Source organism: Rhodoferax sp. WC2427, from assembly GCF_040822085.1.
Classification (GTDB): Bacteria; Pseudomonadota; Gammaproteobacteria; order Burkholderiales; family Burkholderiaceae_C; genus Rhodoferax_B.
In genome coordinates this window covers 4,001,615-4,025,486 of sequence record NZ_CP162006.1, presented here as the reverse complement: position 1 = coordinate 4,025,486, position 23,872 = coordinate 4,001,615, and the positions used below count along the sequence as shown (strand labels likewise).

The 23,872-nt window shown below is 63.9% G+C and carries 22 protein-coding genes; 14 read left to right on the top strand and 8 right to left on the bottom strand.

Annotation, left to right across the window (positions count from 1 at the left end; translation table 11 throughout):
• The first annotated feature begins 1 nt into the window (after position 1).
• The 6 genes from AB3G31_RS18740 to AB3G31_RS18715 all read left to right on the top strand — a co-directional run bounded on the left by AB3G31_RS18740 (position 2) and on the right by AB3G31_RS18715 (position 4,975).
• Positions 2–1,096 (top strand): class I SAM-dependent methyltransferase, encoded by a 1,095-nt coding sequence (locus AB3G31_RS18740; protein WP_367847574.1) that lies wholly within the window; start codon positions 2–4, stop codon positions 1,094–1,096.
• A 2-nt stretch (positions 1,097–1,098) separates the two neighbouring features.
• On the top strand, positions 1,099–1,293 hold the full coding sequence (locus AB3G31_RS18735) for a DUF2905 domain-containing protein (protein WP_367847573.1): 195 nt from the start codon (positions 1,099–1,101) through the stop codon (positions 1,291–1,293).
• Between the two features lie 13 nt (positions 1,294–1,306).
• Positions 1,307–2,233: an ROK family protein gene (locus tag AB3G31_RS18730; RefSeq protein WP_367847572.1), complete on the top strand. Its 927-nt coding sequence runs from the start codon at positions 1,307–1,309 to the stop codon at positions 2,231–2,233.
• Between the two features lie 184 nt (positions 2,234–2,417).
• Positions 2,418–2,705 carry an H-NS histone family protein gene (locus AB3G31_RS18725; RefSeq protein WP_315246420.1) on the top strand — a complete coding sequence of 96 codons (288 nt, stop codon included), beginning with the start codon at positions 2,418–2,420 and terminating at the stop codon, positions 2,703–2,705.
• Between the two features lie 245 nt (positions 2,706–2,950).
• On the top strand, positions 2,951–3,634 hold the full coding sequence (locus AB3G31_RS18720; RefSeq protein WP_367847571.1) for a glutathione S-transferase family protein: 684 nt from the start codon (positions 2,951–2,953) through the stop codon (positions 3,632–3,634).
• A gap of 75 nt (positions 3,635–3,709) precedes the next feature.
• Positions 3,710–4,975 carry a multifunctional CCA addition/repair protein gene (locus tag AB3G31_RS18715; RefSeq protein ID WP_367847570.1) on the top strand — a complete coding sequence of 422 codons (1,266 nt, stop codon included), beginning with the start codon at positions 3,710–3,712 and terminating at the stop codon, positions 4,973–4,975.
• On the opposite strand, the gene AB3G31_RS18710 is transcribed toward AB3G31_RS18715, so the two are convergent.
• Entirely contained in the window at positions 4,972–5,991 is a 1,020-nt protein-coding gene (locus AB3G31_RS18710) for a substrate-binding domain-containing protein (RefSeq protein WP_367847569.1), read from the bottom strand. The two genes, AB3G31_RS18715 and AB3G31_RS18710, sit on opposite strands and share 4 nt — an antisense overlap.
• 507 nt (positions 5,992–6,498) lie before the next feature.
• Between AB3G31_RS18710 and AB3G31_RS18705 the strand changes: the two genes are divergently transcribed.
• The 6 genes from AB3G31_RS18705 to AB3G31_RS18680 all read left to right on the top strand — a co-directional run bounded on the left by AB3G31_RS18705 (position 6,499) and on the right by AB3G31_RS18680 (position 13,534).
• Entirely contained in the window at positions 6,499–7,455 is a 957-nt protein-coding gene (locus AB3G31_RS18705) for a carbohydrate porin (RefSeq protein ID WP_367847568.1), read from the top strand.
• Positions 7,456–7,752: 297 nt separating this feature from the next.
• The gene (locus tag AB3G31_RS18700; protein WP_367847567.1) at positions 7,753–9,033 is read left to right on the top strand and encodes an ABC transporter substrate-binding protein; all 1,281 of its coding nucleotides are present in this window, start codon (positions 7,753–7,755) and stop codon (positions 9,031–9,033) included.
• 80 nt (positions 9,034–9,113) lie between these two features.
• Positions 9,114–10,046 carry a carbohydrate ABC transporter permease gene (locus AB3G31_RS18695; RefSeq protein WP_367847566.1) on the top strand — a complete coding sequence of 311 codons (933 nt, stop codon included), beginning with the start codon at positions 9,114–9,116 and terminating at the stop codon, positions 10,044–10,046.
• Between the two features lie 10 nt (positions 10,047–10,056).
• Entirely contained in the window at positions 10,057–10,902 is an 846-nt protein-coding gene (locus tag AB3G31_RS18690; RefSeq protein WP_367847565.1) for a carbohydrate ABC transporter permease, read from the top strand.
• 49 nt (positions 10,903–10,951) lie between these two features.
• Positions 10,952–12,142 (top strand): ABC transporter ATP-binding protein, encoded by a 1,191-nt coding sequence (locus AB3G31_RS18685; RefSeq protein WP_367847564.1) that lies wholly within the window; start codon positions 10,952–10,954, stop codon positions 12,140–12,142.
• Positions 12,143–12,397: 255 nt separating this feature from the next.
• Complete coding sequence (locus AB3G31_RS18680) at positions 12,398–13,534, top strand: GGDEF domain-containing protein (RefSeq protein ID WP_367847563.1); 1,137 nt, start codon at positions 12,398–12,400, stop codon at positions 13,532–13,534.
• Between the two features lie 79 nt (positions 13,535–13,613).
• Here AB3G31_RS18680 and panC read toward each other — a convergent pair whose 3' ends face one another.
• From panC to AB3G31_RS18665, 3 genes are read right to left on the bottom strand one after another with little or no spacing between them, the layout of a single operon-like run.
• Positions 13,614–14,468 carry a pantoate--beta-alanine ligase gene (panC, locus tag AB3G31_RS18675; protein ID WP_367847562.1) on the bottom strand — a complete coding sequence of 285 codons (855 nt, stop codon included), beginning with the start codon at positions 14,466–14,468 and terminating at the stop codon, positions 13,614–13,616.
• Between the two features lie 38 nt (positions 14,469–14,506).
• Complete coding sequence (gene panB, locus AB3G31_RS18670) at positions 14,507–15,406, bottom strand: 3-methyl-2-oxobutanoate hydroxymethyltransferase (RefSeq protein ID WP_367847561.1); 900 nt, start codon at positions 15,404–15,406, stop codon at positions 14,507–14,509.
• A complete protein-coding gene (locus AB3G31_RS18665; protein WP_367847560.1) occupies positions 15,403–17,400 on the bottom strand; it encodes a transglycosylase SLT domain-containing protein in 1,998 nt (665 codons plus the stop codon). Before AB3G31_RS18665 ends, panB begins: the two co-directional genes overlap by 4 nt.
• A 9-nt stretch (positions 17,401–17,409) precedes the next feature.
• On the opposite strand from AB3G31_RS18665, the gene AB3G31_RS18660 reads away from it, so the two are divergent.
• Positions 17,410–18,012: a 5-formyltetrahydrofolate cyclo-ligase gene (locus AB3G31_RS18660; protein ID WP_367847559.1), complete on the top strand. Its 603-nt coding sequence runs from the start codon at positions 17,410–17,412 to the stop codon at positions 18,010–18,012.
• Between the two features lie 69 nt (positions 18,013–18,081).
• On the opposite strand, the gene AB3G31_RS18655 is transcribed toward AB3G31_RS18660, so the two are convergent.
• Positions 18,082–19,068, bottom strand: coding sequence for a LysR substrate-binding domain-containing protein (locus tag AB3G31_RS18655; protein ID WP_367847558.1), 987 nt, complete (start codon positions 19,066–19,068; stop codon positions 18,082–18,084).
• A gap of 109 nt (positions 19,069–19,177) precedes the next feature.
• Between AB3G31_RS18655 and AB3G31_RS18650 the strand changes: the two genes are divergently transcribed.
• The gene (locus tag AB3G31_RS18650; protein WP_367847557.1) at positions 19,178–19,669 is read left to right on the top strand and encodes a DUF2917 domain-containing protein; all 492 of its coding nucleotides are present in this window, start codon (positions 19,178–19,180) and stop codon (positions 19,667–19,669) included.
• 60 nt (positions 19,670–19,729) lie between these two features.
• Here the strand turns inward: AB3G31_RS18650 and AB3G31_RS18645 are convergent, their stop codons facing one another.
• The 3 genes from AB3G31_RS18645 to AB3G31_RS18635 form a co-directional block, all read right to left on the bottom strand.
• On the bottom strand, positions 19,730–20,536 hold the full coding sequence (locus AB3G31_RS18645) for a class III extradiol ring-cleavage dioxygenase (RefSeq protein ID WP_367847556.1): 807 nt from the start codon (positions 20,534–20,536) through the stop codon (positions 19,730–19,732).
• 120 nt (positions 20,537–20,656) lie between these two features.
• A complete protein-coding gene (locus AB3G31_RS18640; RefSeq protein ID WP_367847555.1) occupies positions 20,657–22,018 on the bottom strand; it encodes a Dyp-type peroxidase in 1,362 nt (453 codons plus the stop codon).
• A complete protein-coding gene (locus AB3G31_RS18635) occupies positions 22,015–23,850 on the bottom strand; it encodes a hypothetical protein (RefSeq protein WP_367847554.1) in 1,836 nt (611 codons plus the stop codon). The genes AB3G31_RS18640 and AB3G31_RS18635 overlap by 4 nt, the downstream gene beginning before the upstream one ends.
• Positions 23,851–23,872: the final 22 nt, after the last annotated feature.

The window sequence follows — 23,872 nt, the reverse complement described above, 5'->3', positions numbered from 1 at the left end:
GGTGGAAAAAACATCGCCCAGTTTAACGATCGCGCTCCAGACCGAGATTCGGGGGGCTATTGCAGCCGCCGACGGCTGGATCCCCTTTGACCAGTTCATGGCCCAGGCCCTGTACCACCCCGGTTTGGGCTACTACGCCAACGAGCGCCCCAAGTTCGGCAGCCAGGATGCCGACGGCAGCGACTTTGTCACCGCGCCCGAGCTGTCCGGCCTGTTTGGCCAGGCCCTGGCCACGCAGGTGGCCCAGGCGCTGCAAGCCACCGGTACCACCGAGGTGTGGGAGTTCGGCGCGGGTTCGGGTGCGCTGGCGCTGCAGCTGCTCGAAGCCCTGGGCGACCAGGTGCAGCGCTATTGCATCGTCGACCTGTCGGGCACGTTGCGGGCCCGCCAGCAGCTGCGCCTGGCCCGCTTTGCCGACAAGGTGCAGTGGGTGACCGAGCTGCCCGCCACGCTGCAGGCAGTGGTGGTGGGCAACGAGGTGCTGGACGCGATGCCGGTGCAGCTGCTGGCCCGGGTCGGCGGCGTGTGGCATGAGCGCGGCGTGGCGTGGTCTGGCGAAGAGTTCACCTGGCAAGACCGCCCCACCGCCCTGCGTCCGCCCTGTGGCATCGACGGCCCGCACGACTACCTGACCGAAATCCACCCCCAGGCCGAGTCCTTCATCCGCACCCTGGCCGACCGGCTCACCCAGGGCGCGGCCTTCTTTCTGGACTATGGCTTCCCCGAGGCCGAGTACTACCACCCGCAGCGCAGCACCGGCACGGTGATGTGCCACTACCAGCACCGCGCCGACCCCGACCCGCTGGCCCTGGTGGGGCTGAAGGACATCACCGCCCACGTCAACTTCAGCGGCATCGCCCTGGCCGGGCAGGACGCGGGCCTCAACGTGCTGGGCTACACCAGCCAGGCGCGGTTTCTGATGAACTGTGGTTTGCTATCTAAAATGGAGCACGCTACGCATATGGAACGGGCGCAAGCCCTTAAATTGATCACGGAACACGAAATGGGCGAATTGTTCAAGGTGGTGGCGTTTGGCGCTGGCCAGGAGTGGGAGCCGCTGGGCTTCACCCAGGGCGACCGCAGCCACACCCTTTAGCCATGTTCCGTTGGCTGCTGGTCATCTTTTTCGCCTTGTTACTCATAGACTGGTTTTCCCCGTTGCTGCAGAAGCTGGGTTTTGGCAGACTGCCGGGCGACTTGCGCTTTCGGCTCTTCGGCCGGCCCTGGTTCATTCCAATCACCACCACCCTCGTCCTCAGCCTGGTTGCAGGCCTGGTCGCTAAATTTATCTAATGAAAAGAGCTCCATGAAAGCATGTATCGACGTCGGCGGCACCAAGGTTGCCGTGAGCCTGGCCAGCGGTAACGACGACCTGCCGGTGCTGCAAGGCCGCCGCACCGAACCCACTGCCAAAACCGGCAAAAACGACGCGCTGGCGGTGCAGATCATCCGCATGGTCGATGAAACCTGTGCCGAGCTCGGCGTAGACCCCGCATCGGTGCAAAACGCCGGTGTCTCGTCGGCCGGCCCGTTCATCATCAACGACGGCCTCATCGAACTGGCCGGTCCCAATATCTGCGGCGGCATGGCCGGCCCGGCGCGTGGCCTGCCCAACGACTGGACCACCGCCTTGCTGGAAGCCCCGCTGGGAGCCCGCTTCGCCCGCGTGCGTATCGAAAACGACTGCGTCGCCGCGCTGGAGGCCGAACGCCACTGGGGCGCCTTGAAAGGCTTTGACCACTGTGCCTACGTCACCTGGAGTACCGGCATCGGCGTCGGCCTGTGCGTGGACGGCCATGTGCTGCGCGGCAAAAACGGCAATGCCGGCCACGCGGGGCATATGTTTGTGAGCGACAACGACGACGCCCTGTGCGGCTGCGGCAACGTGGGCGACGTGGAGGGCCTGGTAGCGGGCAACTCGATCGCCCGCCGCTTTGGCCAGGAGGCGCCGGTGCTGTTCCAGGCGGCCCGCGCGGGCGATGCTGCCGCCTTGAAAATCGTCGATGACCTGTGCCGCGTGATGGGGCGCACCTTGTACAACCTGGTGGCCATCCTGGATTTGCAGCGCATTAGTATGGGTGGCAGCGTGTTTTGGCATAACCGCGACTTTCTGCTGCCCCGTTTGCAGGCGCATATTGATGCCCATTTGCCCGCATTAACCACCGGCGCTTTGCTGGTACCCGCCGGCCTGGCCGACAAGGTCGGGGATTACGCGGCCGTGGCACTGGCCTGAATCCGGATAGGCTCGAAAAACGGCCTACTTACGGATTTAAATGGATCATTTTTGGTTGCAAGTGCCAGGGCTCTCGCATAAAAGGTGTGCGGAGCCTTTTTTTAATGTACCAAGCTAGTAACTGTTTATTTTGGGGTCTATAATATTATCTCTCAGCCAATTTATAGACAATCCGGACACCAAAATGCCAACCTACAAAGAACTTCTCGAACAGCGCGCACTCCTGGAGCAGCAAATCAAGCAAGCCCATACGCTGGAAAATGCCGATGCCATCGAAAAGGTTAAGGCGCTGGTAGCTGATTTTGGTTTGACTGCCGACGATATTTTCGGCGCAGGCAAAGCCCGCACCAAAGCCGTTGCCAAAGTGGCCCCCAAGTTCCGCAATCCCCTCACGGGCGATACCTGGACCGGCCGTGGCAAACCACCAAAGTGGATTCAAAACCTGGACCGCGACCAGTTTCTGATTGCCTAAATCCCATTCTCTACCACCTGCATTGCGCAGGCCCGGGTAGATATTCAAAAGGCCCGGTCACTTGACTGGGCTTTTTGCGTTGTGCGGCTGGCTTGGGAAAATAGGGTCAGGCCGACACACAGCGGTAGCGCATCAATCGAGGCCTGTTTTGGCATCAATAGCCAGCCTGGCTTGCGATAAGCTGGCACCAGGCTGCCATCTGGCGGCGGTTTCAACCAAAACCCCTTCTATTTTCAGGAGATCTGATGCAAAAGCTTTACATTGGCAATAAAAACTATTCTTCCTGGTCCATGCGCCCATGGGTGCTGTTAAAGCAGGCTGGTATTGCATTTGAAGAGATTTATGTGCGGTTTGATTCCTTCGACCCTGATTCTCACTTCAAAGCCACGGTGAATGCGGTGAATCCGGTCGGCAAAGTACCGGTATGGGTAGATGGCGATCTGGCAGTATGGGACACACTGGCTATTGCCGAAACCCTGGCCGAGCAATATCCCGACAAGCAGCTCTGGCCGCGTGACCCACATGCCCGGGCCCGGGCCCGCAGCGTGTGCGCCGAAATGCATTCCGGCTTTGGAGCCTTGCGCAGCCACTGCCCGATGAACATCGAAGCCCAGTTGCCGGTGGTCGGGCAACTGGTCTGGCGCGACCAGCCCGGGGTGCGCGCCGATATCGCCCGCCTGGTGGCCCTGTGGTCCGAGCTGCTGCAAACCCATGGCGGCCCCATGCTGTTTGGCAACTTCAGCATTGCCGACGCGTTTTTTGCACCCGTCTGCATGCGCTTGAACACCTATGCCCTGCCACTGCCCGCTGCCGCCCAGGCCTATGTGGACCGGGTAACCGCCTTGCCGGGCGTGCAAGCCTGGGTCCAGGAGGCCCTGGCCGAGCACGACTTCCTCGACTTCGAGGAGCCCTACCGGGTCGCGCGCTAGCTAAAGGCAACGCCGAACAAGCCCTCTGCGGTCGGCGCTCGCGGGGACTTATTCAGGGTCGCCTAAACTGGGCGGATGCAAATCTATCTAGTCGGCGGCGCAGTCCGCGATACCCTGTTGGGCCGCACCGGCGGCGACCGGGATTGGGTGGTAGTGGGGGCGACGCCCGAGGCGCTGGTGGCCCAGGGCTTCCTGCCGGTGGGCAAGGACTTCCCCGTCTTCCTGCACCCGCGCACCCACGAGGAATACGCCCTGGCCCGCACCGAGCGCAAGACAGCCCCCGGCTACCGTGGCTTTGCGGTCCACGCGGCCATCGATGTGACGCTGGAGCAAGACCTGGCCCGGCGCGATCTCACTATCAATGCAATAGCTGCTCGTGCTGGTCCTATAAGCGCTGACGGCCAATTTGACGTAGATTTTGAAGCCTTGACCGACCCCTTTGGCGGCCAGCGCGACCTGCAGGCCAAGCTGCTGCGCCACGTCACCGATGCGTTCCGCGAAGACCCGGTGCGCATCCTGCGTGTGGCCCGCTTTGCCGCCCGCTTCACCGACTTCACCGTGGCCCCCGAGACCCTGGAACTGATGCGCGAGATGGTGGCCGCAGGCGAGGTCGATGCCCTGGTGCCCGAGCGGGTGTGGCAGGAACTGGCCCGCGGTCTGATGGAGCCGCAGCCCTCGCGCATGTTTGCGGTGCTGCGCGACTGCGGTGCCCTGGCCCGGCTGCTGCCCGAGGTGGCGGCCCTGTGGGGCGTGCCCCAGCGCGCCGACTACCACCCCGAGATCGACACCGGTATCCACGTGATGATGGTGCTCGACATGGCGGCGCGGCTGCAGGCGCCGCTGCCGGTGCGCTTTGCGTGCCTGACGCACGATCTGGGCAAAGCCACCACGCCCGCCGACATCTTGCCCCGCCATATTGGCCACGAAATGCGCAGTGCGGATCTATTGAAAGGCCTGTGCCAGCGCCTGCGCGTGCCCACGGACTGCCGTGACCTGGCCGACGTGGTGGCCCGCGAGCACGGCAATATCCACCGCGGCTTGGACATCAGCAGCGCCGCCGCCTTGCGTCTGCTGGAGCGGGCCGATGCCTTTCGCAAACCCCAGCGCTTCGCCGATGCCTTGCTGGCCTGCGAGTGCGATGCGCGCGGAAGACTGGGCCTGGACGGGCAACCCTACCCGCAACGTCCCCACTGGCTGGCCGTGCTACAGGCGGCACAGTCGGTGGCCACCGAGCCGATCGCCAAGATGGCCCAGGAAAAGGGCGTGCAAGGCAAAGACATTGGGGGACTGGTCCACGCCGCGCGGGTGGCGGCCATCCACGCGGCCGGGTTGGCCGATTAACTGGCCAACGGCGGGCCGTCGCTGTCGCCGATTTCCAGCTCTGGCATGCACAGTTTCTGCAGCGTCTGCAGCGGCTCGCCGCGCAGGCGTGCCAACGTCATTTCGGCCAGCGCCACACCCGTGGTGGCGGGCGTCGGCTGCAGCACCGCGGTGACCGAGGTCCGCACCACCGAATCCGAGCCCAGTCCGTCGTACACGATGACCGACAGATCCCGTCCCAGCACCAGGCCGGAGTGCAGCACAGCATGGACCGCGCCAATACCGGCCAAATTGTTGTCCACCAGCACCGCAGTGGGCCGCTGCGGCAGGGCCAGCAGCTTCTGCATGGCCGCATAGCCGGAGCGGCGCTCCAGCGCATTGCGCTGCACCGCCTGGGGTTTGAGCGGCACGCCCGCCGCTTTCAGGCTGGCGCAAAACCCGGCGTAGCGCTGGTCGGCAAAGTTGTATTCAGGCGATGCGCCCAGATAGGCCAGGCGGCGGTGGCCCAGGCGCAGCAGGCGGTCGGTGGCCATGCGGGCACCGGCCAGGTTGTCGAAGTCAAACCAGGCGTATTCGGAGGTGAGCGACGCGCTGCGTCCGTAGGCCACAAATGCCACGTTGCGGGCCTGCAGCAGCTCCAGCCGCCGGTCGTGCACGCGGGTGCGGGGCACCACGAACACCCCAATATGGCGGCTGGTGATGGCCCGTTCGTACGCCGTCAATTCGTCGTCGGCCGAGGCCGACACGATCAGCAAGTCCAGCCCGGCCAGCGCAAAGCGCTCACTCATCGACGAAGCCACCTGCAAAAACTGCTGGTCACCCAGATCGCCCGTGGTGATAGGAAACACGATACCTACGGCATCGGCCCGCCCCAGCGCCAAGCCCCGGGCGCGGGAATCGGCCCGGTAGTCCATGCGCGCCGCCGCTTCCAGAACGTCCCGGCGTGTTGCTGCCGCCACTTCGGGATAGCCGTTCATGGCGCGGCTCACGGTGGTGAGCGACAGGCCGAGTTCTTCGGCGATCCGTTTCAGTGACATTTAAGAAGGGTAGTGCGTAGGGCAAGCATGCAATAGTAGCCTGTGGGATTCAAATGTAACGGCTTGTCAACGGTGCTTGCGCCCAAGGCAGCACGGTGAATGTAGTAATTCTGCAACATGCAACAGCTTTTGGAGAAAATAAAAAGTTCCTTTTTGGGTGGACTATTTTTTTGGTTACAAGTCTGTTACATGGAGAAAAAAATCCGCATTGTGGAAGGCCGGAAACGGCGGCGGAAAAAAGAGGTTGTCACAGGAGAAATGGGTTTTTTGGCAGGGCATGTTCCTTGTATGTAACTCTTGCATATGCAGCGCGCTCGAAAAGAAATGTGAAGTAAGTTATGGCCTGCTCATTTGTATGACTATTCGGGTTCTTCCTTATCCCGGCCCAAACACAGGTAGCCAAAAATGCAGCAGGTTTGCAATCTTTGGTGGCAACGATGGGCTCCGCAAGGCCTGGCCTGAACACTGACGCAAATCCCTCGCAAAACTTAAACACAGGAGATTTTTTTGACTTCTACTACCAAACTGGCCCTTCGCGCTACCGCTCTTGCCGCATTCGCCATGGTGTCCGCTTCCGCTTTTGCAGACTTTGATGCCAACATCGAGTTTGACAACAAGATCGAAAACAATGCCCGTGGCGCTTCCCAAGCCGGTCGGGTTGAGTTCAATGCCAGCAAGAAAGCCGGATCCAAGTATTTCATCGCGGGCAAGGCCAGCTTTTTGGCCAAACCAGATGGCTCCGTTGGTACGGATGACTTGTGGGTTCAGATGGGTGGCGATACCTCCGACATCAAGCTGGGCCGTTTTGAAGCCTACAACCTGTTCCAAACCCCTGGCGACGTGATTGTGGAATACGCAGGCTTTTCGCCTTACCAAGCCAATGTGCTGCGTGGTCGCCAAGGCGGCGTAACCATTGTTCCAAATAGCGGTGGTTCTTATGGCACAGCCGTGTTCCACGCAGAGGGAACCGTGCAATTGGGCGGTGGCCTGTCGTTCGTGTTGAGCGGTGTCTCCACCAAAGGAACTGGCCAAGTCAATGGCTTGCGTCCCGTACTGTCCTACGCCAACGGCCCCTTGCACATCGCTGCTGGCTTGGAAGCAATGCAGTACCACACGGGCAACATGAAGCGTGAAACGGGCTTGGGCCTGACCGGTGACTACAACTTCGGCGATTTCACTTTGTTTGCAAACTATGCGGCCGTGAAGAGCGATATCGGTGTGAAGCAAAACACCTTTGCACTGATGGCCAAATTTGGCCAGCTGACCGTTGCCAGCGTGTTTGGCAAGGGCTCTACCACCAACGCCGACGACAAGGTCACCACTTTCTGGGCTGCTTACGCAATTCCATTCTTCGACGTGAAGGGTGCCACCGTCACCCCCGCAGTGTCGTTCTCGCAGGGTAGCGGCACCAACACCGCCAAGGATTCGTCTGGTGCAAGCGTCCGTGTGAACTACGCGTTCTAATTTGCAGCGCTCATGCACCTGAGCCCCCTGCCTGCAGGAGGCGAGGGTGTTGAACATTGAAAAGCCCCTCATGGTCAGTTTGACCATGAGGGGCTTTTTGCATGGGACGTTTTTTGGGTGGTTGCAAAAAATTATCGACGCTGTCAGCGGCGTCCTCGGGTAAACCCAGTGTTCAATTCAAAGCGCTTTGAATTTATACTGCGTTGGCACTAAACAGCAACAAAACTTCGGCCTTTGGGAGCGGCATTCACTACGTCTTCTATCTGGGCCGACACCGAACACAACAGGAGACATTCCATGACAGTCATGACCAAAACCGCAGCCGCCGTGCTGATCAGCTTCGGCGCATTGGGCGCCGTTGGCGCACAGGCAGCGGGTGTCACCGTCACTATTTCGTGCGGTTCCGTAGGCCAGGATTTCGAGTTCTGCAAAAAGGCGGGCGACGAGTGGAGCGCTAAGACCGGCAATACCGTCAAGCACCTGAGCATTCCCCAGTCGTCCAGCGACATCCTGGGCCTGTTCCGCCAAATGTTTGCCGCCAAGGCCACCGAACTCGACGTGCTGTCTGTCGACGTGGTCTGGCCCGGCCTGCTGAAGGAACACTTGCTGGACTTGACCTCTTACGCCAAGGGCGCAGAAAAAGAGCATTTCCCTGCCATCGTGGCCAACAACACCGTCGGCGGCAAGCTGCTGGCCATGCCCTGGTTCACCGATGCCGGTGTGCTGTACTACCGCAAGGACTTGCTGGCCAAGTACAACGAAAAAGCCCCCACCACCTGGGCTGAGCTGACCGCTACCGCCACCAAGGTGATGGACGGCGAGCGCAAGGCAGGTATGGCCGACATGCAAGGTTTTGTGTTCCAGGCCAAGGCCTACGAAGGCCTGACCTGCGACGGCGTCGAGTGGGTCTCCAGCTTCGGCGGCGGCAACATTGTGGACAGCACCGGCAAGATCACCATCAATAACCCCCAGGCTGCCAAGGCACTGGACACCGCAGCCAGCTGGATCGGCACCATCGCCCCCACCGGCGTGCTGAACTACGGCGAAGAAGAAGCCCGTGGCGTGTTCCAGAAGGGCAATGCGGTGTTCATGCGCAACTGGCCTTACGCCTGGTCGCTGAGCCAGGGCGCAGACAGCCCCGTCAAGGGCAAGGTCGGTGTGGTGGCTTTGCCCAAGGGCGATGGCGGCAAGACTGCTGCCACCCTGGGCGGCTGGCAGTTGGCGGTCAGCAAGTATTCGGCCCACCCCAAAGAGTCGGCTGATCTGGTGATGTACCTGACCAGCGCGGCGGTACAAAAAGACCGCGCTATCCGCGGTTCGTACAACCCCACGATTGCGGCTTTGTACAAAGACAAGGAAGTGCTCTCCGCCAACCCATTCTTCGGCGACCTGTATGAGACCTTTGTCGGTGCCGTGCCACGCCCTGCCACCGTCACCGGTGCCAAGTACAACGAAGTGTCGGCCGCATTCTGGAATGCCACCCACGAAGTGCTGTCCAAGAAGGCCACGGGCGCAGAAAGCGTCAAGAAGCTGGAAGGCAAGCTGAACGGTATCCGTCGCGGCCCTAAGTGGAACTAAGCCGCTTCCGTTGAGCCTCGGGCCGTTGCATGCTTGCCGTGCAGCGGCCCGTTCAGCCACTAGATCCCCTTGGAGTCTCCATGAGCACTAAAACATCCGAACTGACCCGCGAGCGCACCCGAAGCGCGTGGATATTTCTGGCCCCCACGCTGCTCGTTTTGGCACTGGTGGCAGGCTGGCCCCTGGGCCGCACCATCTTTTTCAGTTTCACCGATGCTTCGTTGGAAGCGATTGGCGACTCTACCTACAACATGGTGGGTTTCCAAAATTATTTTGGCGAATACGGGGTGTTCAATTTGAACGCGGTAGAGGGCTTCTGGAGCACCGACTGGGGTATGGCCATTCGTAATACCTTTAAGTTCTCATTCTTCTCGGTGGTGACCGAGACGCTGTTGGGCGTGATCTTTGCCCTGGTGCTGAATGCCAACTTCAAGGGCCGCTCTTTCATCCGTGCTGCGGTGCTGGTGCCTTGGGCTATCCCGACCATCGTGTCGGCCAAGATGTGGGCCTGGATCATGAATGACCAGTTTGGCGTGATGAACGCGCTGCTGCGCAGTGCCGGCATCATTGACCACAACATCGCCTGGACCGCGGACCCCCATTTCGCGCTGTGGTCGGTGGTGCTGGTGGACGTGTGGAAAACCACGCCCTTCATGGCCCTGCTGATCCTGGCGGCGCTGCAAATGCTGCCCACCGACTGCTACGAAGCGGCCCACGTGGACGGTATCCACCCGGTGCGGGTGTTCTTCAAGGTCACCGTGCCGCTGATCTGGCCCGCCTTGATGGTGGCAGTGATCTTCCGCTTGCTGGATGCATTGCGGGTGTTCGACATCATCTACGTAATGACCTCCAACAGTGTGGACACCATCAGCATGTCGGGTTTTGTCCGGCGTGAAATTGTGGACAACAACTATGTGGGCTATGGCTCAGCGGCCTCCACGGTGCTGTTCCTGATCATCGGGGCCTGCACGGTGCTGTACCTGAAGCTGGCCAAAGTGGATATGTCGAAATAAGGACCGCGCCATGAATTACCAACAACAAAAAATACTCGGTGCCATTGGCCTGTACCTGCTGGTGGCCGTCATCGCGCTGTTTTGCCTGTTTCCGTTCTACTTTGCGATCGTCACTTCGCTCAAGTCGGGCACCGAACTGTTCAGCTCCTCGCTGTGGCCGGCCTCACCGTCGATCAAGAACTACATCGCCATGTTCACCGTGGCCGAGCACCCGTTTGGCCGCCACATCCTGAACTCGCTGATGGTCTCCACCCTGGTGGTGATTGCCTCGCTGTTTCTGGGGGTTACCGCCTCCTACGCGCTGGGCCGCATCCAGTTCCGGGGCCGGGGCCTGCTGCTGCTGACGGTGCTGGCGGTGTCCATGTTCCCGCAGGTGGCGGTGCTGTCGGGCATGTTCGAGCTGATGCAGGCCATCGGCTTCTACAACCACTGGTGGGGCCTGACCCTGCCGTACATGGTGTTCACCCTGCCATTCACCGTGTGGGTGCTGACCACCTTTGTGCGCGACCTGCCCAAAGAGCTGGAAGAGGCCGCCATCATGGACGGTTGCACCCCCTGGGGCATCATCACCAAGGTGTTTCTGCCGGTGATGTGGCCTGCGCTGGTGACCACCGGCCTGCTGGCTTTTATCGCCGCCTGGAACGAGTTCATGTTCGCCCTGACCTTTGTGCTGAACAACGCCGACCGTACGGTCCCGGTGTCGATTTCGCTCATCAGCGGTGCCGACAAATATGAAATCCCATGGGGCAAGATCATGGCCGCTTCGGTACTGGTCACTCTGCCATTGATCGCGCTGGTGTTGATATTCCAACGCAAGATTGTGGGCGGCCTGACGGCAGGTGCCGTCAAGGGCTGAGCGCCAGCCCGTCCTCCCCAGCACACCTTAAAAACATTAGGAGACCTCCATGTCTGAAATCCGATTCCGTGATGTACACAAGCGCTACGCCAGCCACCTGCCCGACACCATCCGCAAGGTCGATCTGGACATTGAAAAAGGCGAGTTCGTCGTGTTCGTGGGCCCATCGGGCTGCGGCAAGTCCACACTTTTGCGCATGGTCGCAGGCCTGGAAGACATCACCAGCGGTGAGCTGAGCATCAACGGCCAGCGCATGAACGAAACTCCGCCATCGCGCCGCGGCGTGGCCATGGTGTTCCAGAGCTACGCGCTGTACCCGCACATGACCGTGTTTGACAACATGGCCTTTGGCCTGAAGCAAGCCAAGACCGATGCCAACACGGTGGAGCAGCGGGTGCAAAAAGCCTCCAAGATTTTGCAGCTCGACCCGCTGCTCAAGCGCCTGCCCAAGGAACTCTCCGGCGGCCAGCGCCAGCGCGTGGCCATTGGCCGCGCCATCGTGCGCGAACCTGACGTGTTCCTGTTCGACGAACCCCTGTCCAACCTGGATGCCTCGCTGCGGGTGCAAACCCGGCTGGAAATCGCCAAGCTGCACAAAGACATCGGCACCGCCAGCATGATCTACGTGACCCATGACCAGGTCGAAGCCATGACCCTGGCCGACAAGATCGTCTTGCTCAACGCCGGTGAAGCCGTGCAGCGCGACGGCAGCGTGGCCCAGTGCGGCGCCCCCTTGCAGCTGTACCACCACCCGGTGAACAAGTTTGTAGCGGGCTTCATCGGCAGCCCGAAGATGAACTTCATCGCCGCCCGCCTGACCCGCGCCAATGGCAAAAGCGCCGTGGCGACCGTGGCTGACGTGGAAGTGCACGCCGAGGTGGATGCCACCCGTATCGCCGCCAACGCCGATGTCACGATTGGCGTGCGCCCCGAGCACGTGCAGATCGTGCCGCCCGGTGGCCCCAATGTGGTGACCGGCCTGGTTGCTTTCCTGGAGCAACTTGGCGAAGCCAGCTACATCTATGTGCGTTTGACCGGCGGCGAGCTGGTCACGGTGCGCGAAAGCGGCCAGTCCAGTTGCAGTGTGGGCAACCCGGTCCACCTGTATTTCCCACCGCACTGCATGCACTTGTTTGACGACAATGGTGTGGCCACCAAGCGCACCGCACCCCAGGAAATACTGGGTCAGCCGCTGGTGGCAGGCGTGTCGATTTCGCGGGCCGCCACACACGCGGCCTAAGCACCTGGCCTGGGGCCAAAGTTCAGTGTAAAAAGAGCTGCTAGCGCTTATTCAATAGGCGCTAGCAGCTCTTTTATTTGTAGCGTATGTTGTGTCGTTTTCTGGCTATCCCCAGGTGGCCTGTTTGGCTTATGCTTGCTACATCTGGGTACATAAACAGGTGGGTTGCATGGCAATAAATGGGCTACTTCTGTCATGAGGGACGTGCGTCGACGTACCGACAGGGGTGGCCTGGCAAACCGGTGGTTTCTGTGGATGGCACGGGAGTCCGAGCCGGTGCAACAGGAGGCGGCCCGGCAGCTTTCTGTGCGCGACCGCATGTCGGCGTCCACCTCTTTCCTGGCCTATGGTCTGCAGGCCCTGGTGCTGTATGGCCATGTGGCTGACCGGGTGCTGTGGGGCTGGCTGCTGCTGGTGGTGGCCTCTGAGGCGGCCAACGGCATGCTGGCGGTGCGGCTGGGTCGGCATACCGGCGACCCGGTGCAGCGGCGGCGCGCGGTGCGCTGGCTGGCCGTGGCCTTGTTCTGTTCGGGCAGCAGCTGGGGGCTGACATCCCTGATGCCGGGGCTGCATGGCCAGTACCAGCTGTACATGTTCAACGTGCTGTTTCTGGTGGTGGTGGGGGTGATTTCGGTGCACAACCTGTGCCTGTCCTGGCCCGCCCTGATCGCCTTCAATGTGGGGCTGATGTGGCCACTGCTGGTGGCCGGGGCGGTCTACACGATGTTTTTGCCGCTGGCTTTGGTGGTCACGGTGGCCGGTGAATGGACCATGGTGCAAATCTATGGCCGCACCACCCGCCAACTGTTCCTGCGGAGCATGCGCGCCCACCTGGCCACCGAGGCCATGGCCGCGCAGTTGCGGCAGAAGAACGAAGACCTGACCCAGGCCCTGGCGGTGATTGCCGAGATGGCCGACCTCGACCCGCTGACCCAATGCCTGAACCGCCGCGCCCTGATGCGGCACCTGCAGGAGCCCGTGCGGCACCAACGCTTCGGAGCCTGCTTCGGCATCGTCCTGCTCGACATCGACCACTTCAAGCAGATCAACGATAGCCGGGGCCACGGCGTGGGCGACCAGGTGCTGGTGGCGGTGGCCGACTGCCTGCGCAACCACCTGCGGACGCAGGATTGCCTGGCGCGCTGGGGCGGTGAAGAATTCATTTGCCTGCTTGCCGACGCGGACGGTGCCACCGTGCAGGCCATGGCCGAGCGGCTGCGCCGTGCCCTGGCTGCCACCGCCATCCTGCCACCCCCGGCAGAGCTGCGGGTGACCGCCTCGTTCGGCCTGGCGCTGTGCCGCCCGGGCTACCCCTTGGACGCGGTCATCGACCAGGCCGACCAGGCCATGTACCGCGCCAAGCACGGAGGCCGTAACCGCGTGGAGGCTTGAACCAGTTTTTATAGATGAAAACAGCCTCTAGCGCTTATCCAATCAGCGTAAGAAGCTACTGATTAAATAGCAAGACGCCTCAGACTTCCAGGTTGTCGATCAGGCGCGTGCTGCCCAGCCGGGCTGCGCCCAGCACCACCAGGGGCTCGTCGGAGGCGGTGGGTGGCAGCAGGTCGCTGCGGCGGCGGGCCACCAGGTAGTCGGGGGCCCAGCCGCGCGCGCGCAGGCTGTCCATGGCCTGGGCTTCCAGGGCGGGGATGTCGGTGGCACCTGTACCCGCACCTGCACGTAGGGCGGCGGCCATGGACTGCAGGGTCTTGGACAACTGCACCGCTTCGGCCCGCTCGCTGGGGCTCAGGTAGCCGTTGCGCGACGACAGGGCCAGGCCGTCGGCGTCGCGCTGGGTGGGGCCCGCCACGATGTCGATGGGCAGGGCAAACTGCTGCACCAGGCGGCGGATCACCATCAGCTGCTGGTAGTCCTTCTGGCCAAACAGGGCGGTGCGCTGGCCCTTGGACTCGGAGAACACGCAGCCAAACAGCTTCATCACCACCGTGGCCACGCCCACAAAGAAGCCGGGGCGGAACTGGCCCTCCAGCAGGTCGGCCAGCGCGGGGTTGGGCTGGATCTTGAAGGTCTGCGGCTCGGGGTAGAGCACTTTTTCCTTTGGTGCAAACAGCACGTCGCAACCGGCATCTTTGAGTAAGGTGCAGTCGCGCTCCCAGGTGCGCGGGTAGCTGTCGAAGTCTTCGTGCGGCAAAAACTGCAACCGGTTCACGAAGATGCTGGCCACCGTCACATCGCCCAAGGGCTTGGCCTGGCGCACCAGGGCCAGGTGGCCGGCGTGCAGATTGCCCATGGTGGGCACGAAAGCCGGGTGCTGGTGGCCGCTGAGGTGGGCGCGGAGTTCTTCGAGGGTGTGGGCGATGCGCATCGGTGGGGTGCTGCGTTGTCTGTCGCAGCGTGGGTTACTTACCAGGCGTGCTGGCTGTTGTCGGGAAAGCTGCCGTCTTTCACGGCGCGCACATACGCTTCCATGGCGCCCCGCACGCTGGACGCGTCCAGCATGAAATTGCGCACAAAGCGCGGCATCTTACCCAAGTTGATGCCCAGCATGTCGTGCATCACCAGCACCTGGCCGGCGGTGTCCTTGCCCGCGCCGATGCCGATGGTGGCGCAGTGGGGCAGGGCGGTGGTGAGCTCGGCCGCCAGCGGGGCGGGCACCATCTCCAGCACCACCATGGCGGCACCGGCGTCCTGCAGGGCGTGGGCGTTCTGGCGCAGGGTGCTGGCTGCCGCGTCGGATTTGCCCTGCACCCGGTAGCCACCCAGGGAATGCACGGTTTGCGGGGTCAGCCCCAGGTGGGCGCACACCGGAATGCCGCGCTCCACCAGGAATTGCACCACCTCGGTGGTCCAGCCGCCGCCTTCGAGCTTGACCATGTGCGCGCCCGCCTGCATCAGCACGCCCGCGCTGCGGATGGCCTGCTCGCGGCTTTCCTGGTAGCTGCCAAACGGCAGGTCGGCAATCACCCAGGCGGTGGACTGGCTGCGCAGCATGCCGCGCACCACGCTTTCGGTGTGGTAGCGCATGGCCTCCAGGCTGACGCCCACGGTGCTGTGTAGGCCCTGGCAGACCATCCCCAGCGAGTCGCCCACCAGAATGCACTCCACGCCAGCGGCATCGGCCACGGCGGCAAAGGTGGCGTCGTAGGCGGTCAGCATGGTGATTTTTTCGCCCCGCTGGTGCATTTCGGCCAGGCGCGGCAGGCTGATGGGGCGGCGCTGCGCCGGGGTGCTGGTGGGCGGCAGGGTGCCGTAGGGTGACGCGTGCAGTGTGGTGTTGGCTGGGGCGGTGTCGGGGGAGTTCATGGCAGGTCCTTGATCAGTTCCACCGCGTTCGCGTCGAGTGGGCCCACCAGGCCGAGCCGGGTTTTCAGCGACTGCGGCTGGCCGGTCAACAGGGCGGCGTAGTTGGTGGTGTTGGAGAGCACTTTTTTGACGTAGTCGCGGGTTTCGGTAAACGGCACATTCTCGGCCCAAATCGCCGCCTCCAGCACCGGCCCGTTGCGCCACACGCGCGGGCGGCCCGGCCCGGCGTTGTAGGCGGCGGCGGCCATGGGCATGGAGCCCGCAAAGTCGTCCAGCACCAGCTTCAGGTAGCCCGTGCCAATGGTGATGTTGGTGTCGCGGTCACTGAGCTGGTCGGGGGTGAATCCGTTCAGGCCGATTTTCTTGGCCGTCCAGCGGGCGGTGGCGGGCATGACCTGCATCAGGCCCGAGGCGCCCACGCCCGAGCGCGCGTCCATGATGAAGCGCGACTCCTGGCGGATCAGGCCGTACACGTAGGCCGGGTCCAGGTTGATGGCGCGGCTGCGCTGCACCACGGTATCGCGGTAGGGCGTGGGAAAGCGCTGCTCGAAGTCCATCACCGTGCGGGTGCGTTCGCTGGTGTTGATGCAGCGGTCCCACACCTCGCGCTGGCAGGCCAGGTCGGCAGCGGCCAGCAGCTCGCGGTCGCCCATGCCGCCGCGCTCGTGCAGGTTGGTGCTGTAGTTCCACTCGCGGTTGCCCTCGCTGCGCAGGCCCAGCTGGATGGCGGCCAGGCCGCGCTGCAGGCCGATGTTGGCGCGGGCCGCGTCTTTTTCTTCGGGGGTGACGGGCAGCGGGCGCGGTGGCACGGTGATTTTCTGGCCCAGTTCTTCCAGTGCCAGCTGCTCGTAGAAGCCGCGCACCCCGGCAATGCTTTCAAACAAACGCTTGGGCTCCACCCGGTCCAGGTCGGACTTGACCTGCGCCTGCAGGGCCCGCGCCTTCCAGTACACCCAGGTGGGGTCGGCCTGCGCGTCCTTGCCCATGGCGCTGGCGGCGCTGACCACCTCTTTCCAGCGGCCCACGCGCAGCGCGCTGCGTACCTTCCAGGCCAGCATCTCGTCGTTCAGGTCCGCGTCTTCGGTGACGTGGGCGTAGTAATCCACCGCCAAGGGCGACAGCCGCATGGCCGACTGCTTGCCAACCACGCCCCAGACCCAGTTGCGTTCTTCGGCGTTGAGCTGGCTGCTCCACTTGTTGTCGAGCAGTGCGGCGGCGTTGTCGGGGTCGGTGCTGGCCATCTTGACCAGGGCCAGCAGCACCACTTCGCGGCGCGCCCGGGACAGGGCGGTGACCTTGCTGAGCAGGAACTTGGTCGGGCTGTCGTTGAGCTCGGCCAGCAGCGGCAACGATTCGGGGGCGACAATTTCCACCGCCTTGGCGGCCATGCGCGGGCGGTTGGCTTCTGCGGCCAGGCGGGCCTTGCGCCAGATGTCCAGCGGCGTGAGCTTTTTGGCGGCAAACAGCTGGCTGGCGGCCTGGGTGCAGCCGTCGTCGGCCTCGCGCAGGGCGTACCAGTTCTTGCGCACCTCCTCGGCCAGGGCCGGGCTGCTGCGGGCGCCTTGCTCGATTTGTTCGATGCCGAGGGCGTAGCAGCGCACTTCGCGGTCGTCGGCCATGCGGTAGCGGCTGTATTCGTCGGCAAAGGTGGCCCAGTCGCGGCGCTGGCCCAGCAGCAGCAGCCAGTCGTTGCGCAGCCGGTCTTCCTGGTAGGTGTTGGGGAAGCGGGCGCCGAAGGCCTGCAGGTCGAGCGCGGTCATCTCGTCCAGGCGCAGGCGCTGCTCCCAGTAGGCCGCCCAGGGTTCCAAAATATGGCCGCGCGCCTGGGGCAGCAGGGCCGCCAGGCGCTTGCGGTCGCCCTTTTTGAAGGCCTGGGCCATGTCCAGGATGGTGGCATCCCCGGCAGGATCGGATCTGGATTGGCTGCAGGCAGCGCCTGAGAAGATGAGGCTCAGGGCCAGCGTTAAGGATGTCAGAATGGCGGGAACTTGCATGTGGGGATTATGGACAACTCAAACAACGACAAAGCCCAGGACAAAAAAGCCCTGCGCGAGGCCCTGGTTGCGCAACGTCTGGAGCTGCCCGACCGCCTGGAGCGGGCCGATTTGCTGCAGCGCGTGATGCGCATCTGGCTGGTGGGGCGGCCCGATACCGTGATCGGTGCCTACTGGCCCATCAAAGGCGAGTTCGACCCGCTGCCCGCCCTGCACCGCTGGAAGGAAGACGGCGAACTGCTCGATGGCCCCCAGCTCAAGCGCATCGGTCTGCCGGTGGTCAACAAGCTGCACAAAACCATGACCTTCCACGCCTGGTACCCCGGCTGCCCCATGGAAGAAGATGCCTACGGCATCCTCAAGCCCAAGGCCACCGAGATGGTGCAGCCCACCCTGCTGTTCGTGCCCTGCGTGGGTTACGCGGCGGGCGGCTACCGGCTGGGCTACGGTGGCGGTTTCTACGACCGCATGCTGGCCACGCTGGAGCCCAAGCCCTTCACCGTGGGCCTGGGCTTCACCCAGGGCTACCTGGACGACTTCGAGCCCGAGCCGCACGACGTGCCGCTGGACGCCATCCTGAACGATAACGGCGTCGTCTGGCCGGTAGGTTAGGCATGAAAATGGCTGCTAGCGCTTATTAGATGGGCGTGAGTAGCTCTTTTTAAGATAGCAAACTTGCTTTCAATCAAGATTGTCCACCGTGTCCGGGTCGGGCGCGTCGCCGATCGCGGTGCGGGTGGCCTGGGCCTGTAGCAGCAGCCAGGCGCAAAAGGCCTTGATCTCGGGCCGGGCGGCGCTGCGCGGGCCCACCACCAGCCAGTAGGCCATGGGCGAGTCCAGCCGCATGTGGGGCAGGATTTCCACCAGGTCGCCGCTGGCCAGGCTGTCGGCAATCAGCGGCATGCGGGCCAGGGCCACGCCTTGGCCGGTCAGGGCGGCCTGGGCGATCTGGTGGGCGTAGTTGAAGTGCATCCAGCGCTTGGGCTCCACCTTTGCCAGATGGTGCATTTCGAACCAGCGCCGCCAGGTGAGCCATTCCAGGTGCTGGGTGCGGTGCGAGTCGCCTGCTTCCAGCAGCGCGAAATGCGCCAGGTCCTCACCGCGCAGCAGCTTTTTACCGGTTTTCAGCAGCCAGGGGCTGGCCACGGCGGTGAGCTGCTCGCCAAACAGGCGTACCGCGCCCGCAGGCACGGTGTCGGGCATCGCATAGCGCAGGGCCAGGTCCACGTCGGCGGTGTCCATGTCCACCAGGTTGTCGGTGGCATCGATGCGGATGTCGATGTCGGGGAACTCGGTCTGGAAGGCCTCCAGCCGGGTGATCAGCCACATCGACGCAAACGAAGCCCAGGTGCTGATGGCCACGCTTTTGCGCCCGGCGCTGCGCCGGATCATGCGCACCGTGCTGTCGAGCTGCTCCAGGGTTTGGCCCACGGTACGCATCAATTGGGCGCCTGCGCCGGTCAGCTCCACGGCCCGGGTGTGGCGCAGAAACAGGGGCACGCCCACCTCGTCTTCCAGCGCCTGGATCTGGCGGCTGACGGCCGATTGCGTGAGCGACAGCTCTTCGGAGGCCGCCCTGAAGTTCAGCAGCCGCGCTACCGCGGCAAAGGCGCGCAACTGGCCGACACCGATGGGGCGGGTGCGCAAATGGGTCTGGGTGGTCTGCATAGCGATTCATGCGGTTTGGGAATCAATAGCCTACCGCGTTTTCATTGGACCCTCTAGCCCATCGCGCCGATGATTCACACCCAAGCAGTTATTTTTCAAGGAGTATTCCATGGTCCACTTCCGTACTTTCTCATCGTCCTCCCCTCTGTCCGCAGCGGCATTGACGGCATGCTGGAAGCTGGACGCGGGCGAGGCCACCACCTTCCAGCCGCGCCAGCCGGGCGTGTTCCGCGTAACCCAGGGGGCCGTGTGGGCCACGGTCAACGGTATGCAGCACGGCGAACCCGAGCTGCCGGGCGACCGCCTGCTCAAGGCGGGCGACAGCCTGGCCTTGCAACCCGGTCAGCGCCTGGTGGTGGAGCCATGGAACCCGGCGGCCCGCGCACCGGTGTACTTCAGCTGGGAGCCGGTGGCCGAGGTGGTCTGGGATGGCCGCCATGAGGCCGCCAGCGTCGGTGCCCAGTGGCGCGGCGGCGTGGTGCAACCCAGCCGCGACCTGGCCCAGGCCCTGCGCTCGGCGGGCGCCGCGGCCAGCCGCCTGGTGCTGGGCCTGGTCGGCCTGGGCGACTACCTGGTGGTGGGACGTGGCCGGGCCGTGTAAACCTGTTGCTATCTAATTAAGAGCTGCTCACGCTTATTCCATAAGCGTGAGCAGCTCTTTTTATTGGGAGGCGTCGAACCGGAAGCTGGACACGGTGATGCCGCCGAAGACGTTGTCCTCGTGGTACACGCAGGTGGCAGCGTCGTTTTCGGCCGCGCCCATCGCCACCATCAGCGGCAGCAGGTGCTCTTCGCGCGGGTGGGCGATGCGGGCGGCGGGGGCGGCGGCCCAGTCCAGCAGGCGGGCTTCGCGCTCGGCCGGGCTGGCGGCCACCACGGTGTCTTGCAGCCACTGGTCAAAAGCCATGGACGGGGCCTTGCCCGGCGGGCCGAACTGGCGCAGGTTGTGGTAGCTCAGGCCGCTGCCCACAATCAGCACGCCCTCGTCGCGTAGCGGGGCCAGCGCCCGGCCCAGGGCAATGTGCACCGCCGGGTCGAGCCCGGTTTTCAGCGACACCTGCAGCAGGGGCACATCCGCATCCGGGTACATCACCACCAGCGGTGAAAAGGTGCCGTGGTCGAAGCCGCGCTGCGGGTCCAGCCGCACCGGCAGCCCGGCAGCAGCCAGCAGGCCCTGGACGCGCACGGCCAGCTCCGGCGCGCCGGGGGCCGGGTAGACCACCTTGTAGGTGTGCGGCGGAAAGCCGCCGTAGTCGTACAGCATGCCGGGGTGGGGGTTGGACATGACGCTGAAGGCGTTTTCTTCCCAGTGCGCCGAGATCACCAGAATCGCCTTGGGCGCTGGGTACTGGCGCGGCATGTCGGCCAGCGCGGTGGCCAGGCCACGCATGGCCTCGCGCATGCTGTCCATGTAGGGCCACGGCCCGCCGCCGTGGGAGATGAAATAGGTGGGGAGGGTGGTGGTCATGGATCGTGGTGGAGAAGGAACGATGCTGTATTACACCCGGTTCATCCACGCTTTGCAGCCGCCAATCTGTTTGCTATTGTAAAAATAGCTGCTCACGCCCATTCCATAAGCGCAAGAGGCCTATTCCGTGCCTAAGCCATCCGCCAGCATGTGCAAGGCATCCAGGCTCGGAAAGAAGCTGTACAGCGTGCCCTTGGTAGTGACAAACGGGGTAAAGCCGCTGAGCTGCGTGTCGGGCCCGGTGGCGTTGGGGATGCAGAAGACGCCACCGTCGGCCTCGTGGTTGCCCACCATCGGGTCCTTGGCGGTGCTGGCGTTGGGCACGCCAAAGGGGTTTTTGTTGCCCCATTCGGCCAGCAGGTGTTCAAACTGGTCTTCCAGGCTGGCGCAAAAGAACAGGCCCAGCAGGCCGCGCTCACTGTCTGTGGTGTACGGAATGCCGCGGCGGATCAGCGGGCGTTTGCGCACCGGCACCACCGCGTCCTCGCGCGGGTTCATGCGGCGTATGTGCGCGCCATAGGGGCAGCCCAGGCCCTGCGGGTCGTTTTTGAAGTCGAAGCTGTTCAGCCCGGCGCGGGTGGTGGGTTTGGGCCCGGCCACGGGCACGGGGCTGACCACCTGGCCGTCGTCCCAGCGGCCCAGCAGCTTGGCGCGCACGGTGGCTGCGGGCAGGGGCTGGCTGTGCACAAAGTGGTTGAAGCGCTCCACGTCTTGCGCCATTTTGCGCAGGGCCGAGAAGCTGCCGTTGGTAAAAAACTGCCGCACCGTGGCGGGCTCGGCGGCGTTGAGCCAGGGGTTGTAGCCGTCGGCGTTGCGGTGGCCCAGCAAGAATTCGCCAGGGGCCTGCAATGTGGGTGGCACGGCCAGGGCGGCTTGGGTCTCCCGCAGGGTGTGCAGGCCGTCGATCAAGGGATTGGTCAGGCCGTCCAGGTGGCCAAAGTGTTCGCGGCGCTGCTTTTTGTTGCTGCCCAGGTGGGCACCGTCCAAGGGCGTGGCCCAGCCTGCCGGGGCAAAGGCCTCGCCCGCTATTGTCTGCAGCGTCTGGCTGCAGCGGTCCAGGGTGGCGGGGTCGTCGGCGTGCAGGGTCAAAAACACGTGGGCGTGCCGGTGGCGGAACGGCTCCTCCCAGAGCGCGGCGGCGCTGGGGCCGGTGTCGGCCAGGCGGTGCGCGGCGCGCAGCGGGGCACCTTCGGCAAAGGCCGGTGCCTGCTCCGCCACTAGGCGCAGAAAGCGCGTGGGCAGCGCCAGGGCTTGCAGGCCGGCATAGGTGAAGCCGATGCCGGCGGGGCAGCGGTGCTGCTCGTGCAGGGCCTTGGCCTGTTGGCGCGCTTCATGGGCATGGAGCACCCAGCCCTGGGCCAGCAGGGTGCGCAAGAACAGCCGGGCCGCGGCGGGCTGCGCGACATGGAGCAAAAAGTAGCGGCTGCGGTCGGTGTCGAAGCCGTTTGCCACCAGGTTCTGGATGTGCGGGCGCAGCGTCATGGCAGGGCCCGGGGCGCGGGAATGGTTTTGTCCACGGTGCGCAGCGGGTGCGCGCTGTAGAAATAGCCGCCCACCGGGGCCTGGTGGAAACGGCGGATGGTGTCCACAAATTCCTTGGGGAACTCGGCCACCGGCAGGGGCGGGGCGTGCTGGATGTGCTCCAGCAGCTGGTCGAACAGCGGGCCGACGTGCAGCGCAAAGTGCTCGATGTAGGCATCGAAGTCGCCGTCGAACACGGTGTGCAGGGCCAGTTCGCTGTCGTTGTTTTGCAGGTTGAACCAGGCAAAGTGCACGTGGCGCGACTGGTCCAACCGGTGCTGGATGCGCGGCGCGCCGTAGGCAATGATTTTTTTCACCATCTCGGCGTGCTCGGACAGCGGGGTCTTGATGGGCATGACCACGTTCAGCGACTGCTGGATCAGGGCCTTGTCCACCGTGTACTGCAGCGGAAAGCTGTCGCAGTTGAAGCCCCAGCGCTTGACCAGCGGTTGGGGGTCGCCGGTGCGCGGGTCCAGTACCCGGTCCAGGCCGGGCAGGCGCAGCACCTGCTGCACCACGTACGTGATGAGGGGCAGGGCGATGTGCTTGCCCAGGCACTGGTGCAGGTAGTCGGGCGTGGCCCCGGTGGGGCCGCCGAAGACCAGCGGGTCGTCGGTGGGGGCTTCTTTGCGAAAGCTGTGCAGCGGCCCGCCCGCACCCTGGCGGGTGGCCGCGCCGATGGCCAGCACCACGATGTCGCCCGCCTTGATCTGCAGGCCGGGCGCGTTACCAAAGGGGTTGTTGCACAGCACCTTGCGGGGCAGAAATGGCGCGGGCGGTTGCAGGCGCAGGGCCTCCATCACCATCCGTTGCAAGGCCGCGCTGTCGGCGGCATCCCGCGCGGCGGCCAGCAGCCTGAGCTCAAAAAACTGGCTGACGGCAATCGACACGCTGGCCTGCACGTTGCCGATGATGCCGGCAATCGATCCCACCACGATGGCGGCCAGTTCGGTGCCGGAAAAGCTGCCGGGGTTCTTGGCCAGGCCTTGCAGCACCGGCTGGAACTTGGCGAGTGTCGGGTGAAAGGCCTGCAGCTCGGCCAGTTCACCGGCGATGGTGTTGGCCTCGTCGATGGCGGTGCGGCCAATAGGGTTCTGGTACTGGTCGATCAGCTGCGCCACCCGCACCAGCAGCGCGCCCATGCCGCCCGAGGCCTCCAGCAGGGTGCCGGGCGAGCTGACAAAGTGCCGGGCAAACATCTGGTAGCCCATGCCCGCGTAGGCCAGGCGTGCGGTGCGTTCCAGCAGGGCAATGTCGGCCTGGGCAAAGCCAAACATAAAGCCCACAAAGCGCAGCGCGGCCTGCTCGGCCAGCAGGGCCAGGTCGAAGAAGCGCGATTTCAGCGGCAGGGTAGCGGCCGCCTGCCAGGCCACGCCCGACAGCACGGCGATGGTGGCCGGGTCGAAGCGGAAGGCCTGCATGGCCAGGGCGCGCTGTTGCTGGTGCTCGTCGGCAGCCGGATCGGGCTGCTTGTCCAGCCCCAGCATGAAGGTGCCGCTGCCCAGCGCCAGGTAGGGGGCGTTGCTGAAGCAGGCGGTATCGGTCAGCGCCTGCTCGATGTGCGCGCGCTGGGTCAGCAGGTGGGCGGTCTGGTGGTAGCGGGAGTTGCCGTCGTCGCTGGGGCGGAACTTGGTGTCGGCGCGGCTGGTAAAGGACAGCACCTGCGGCTGGGCCAGCAGCTCCTGGTAGAGCTGGCTGCGCTGGGTGTTGTCGCACAGGATGCTGAAAAGCCGGTGGTTGTGGGTGGAGTCTTGGGGGCCTGAGGTCAGGGTGGGAAGGTACGGGGCAGGCATGGTGGCTCCATCGGGTGGGCCA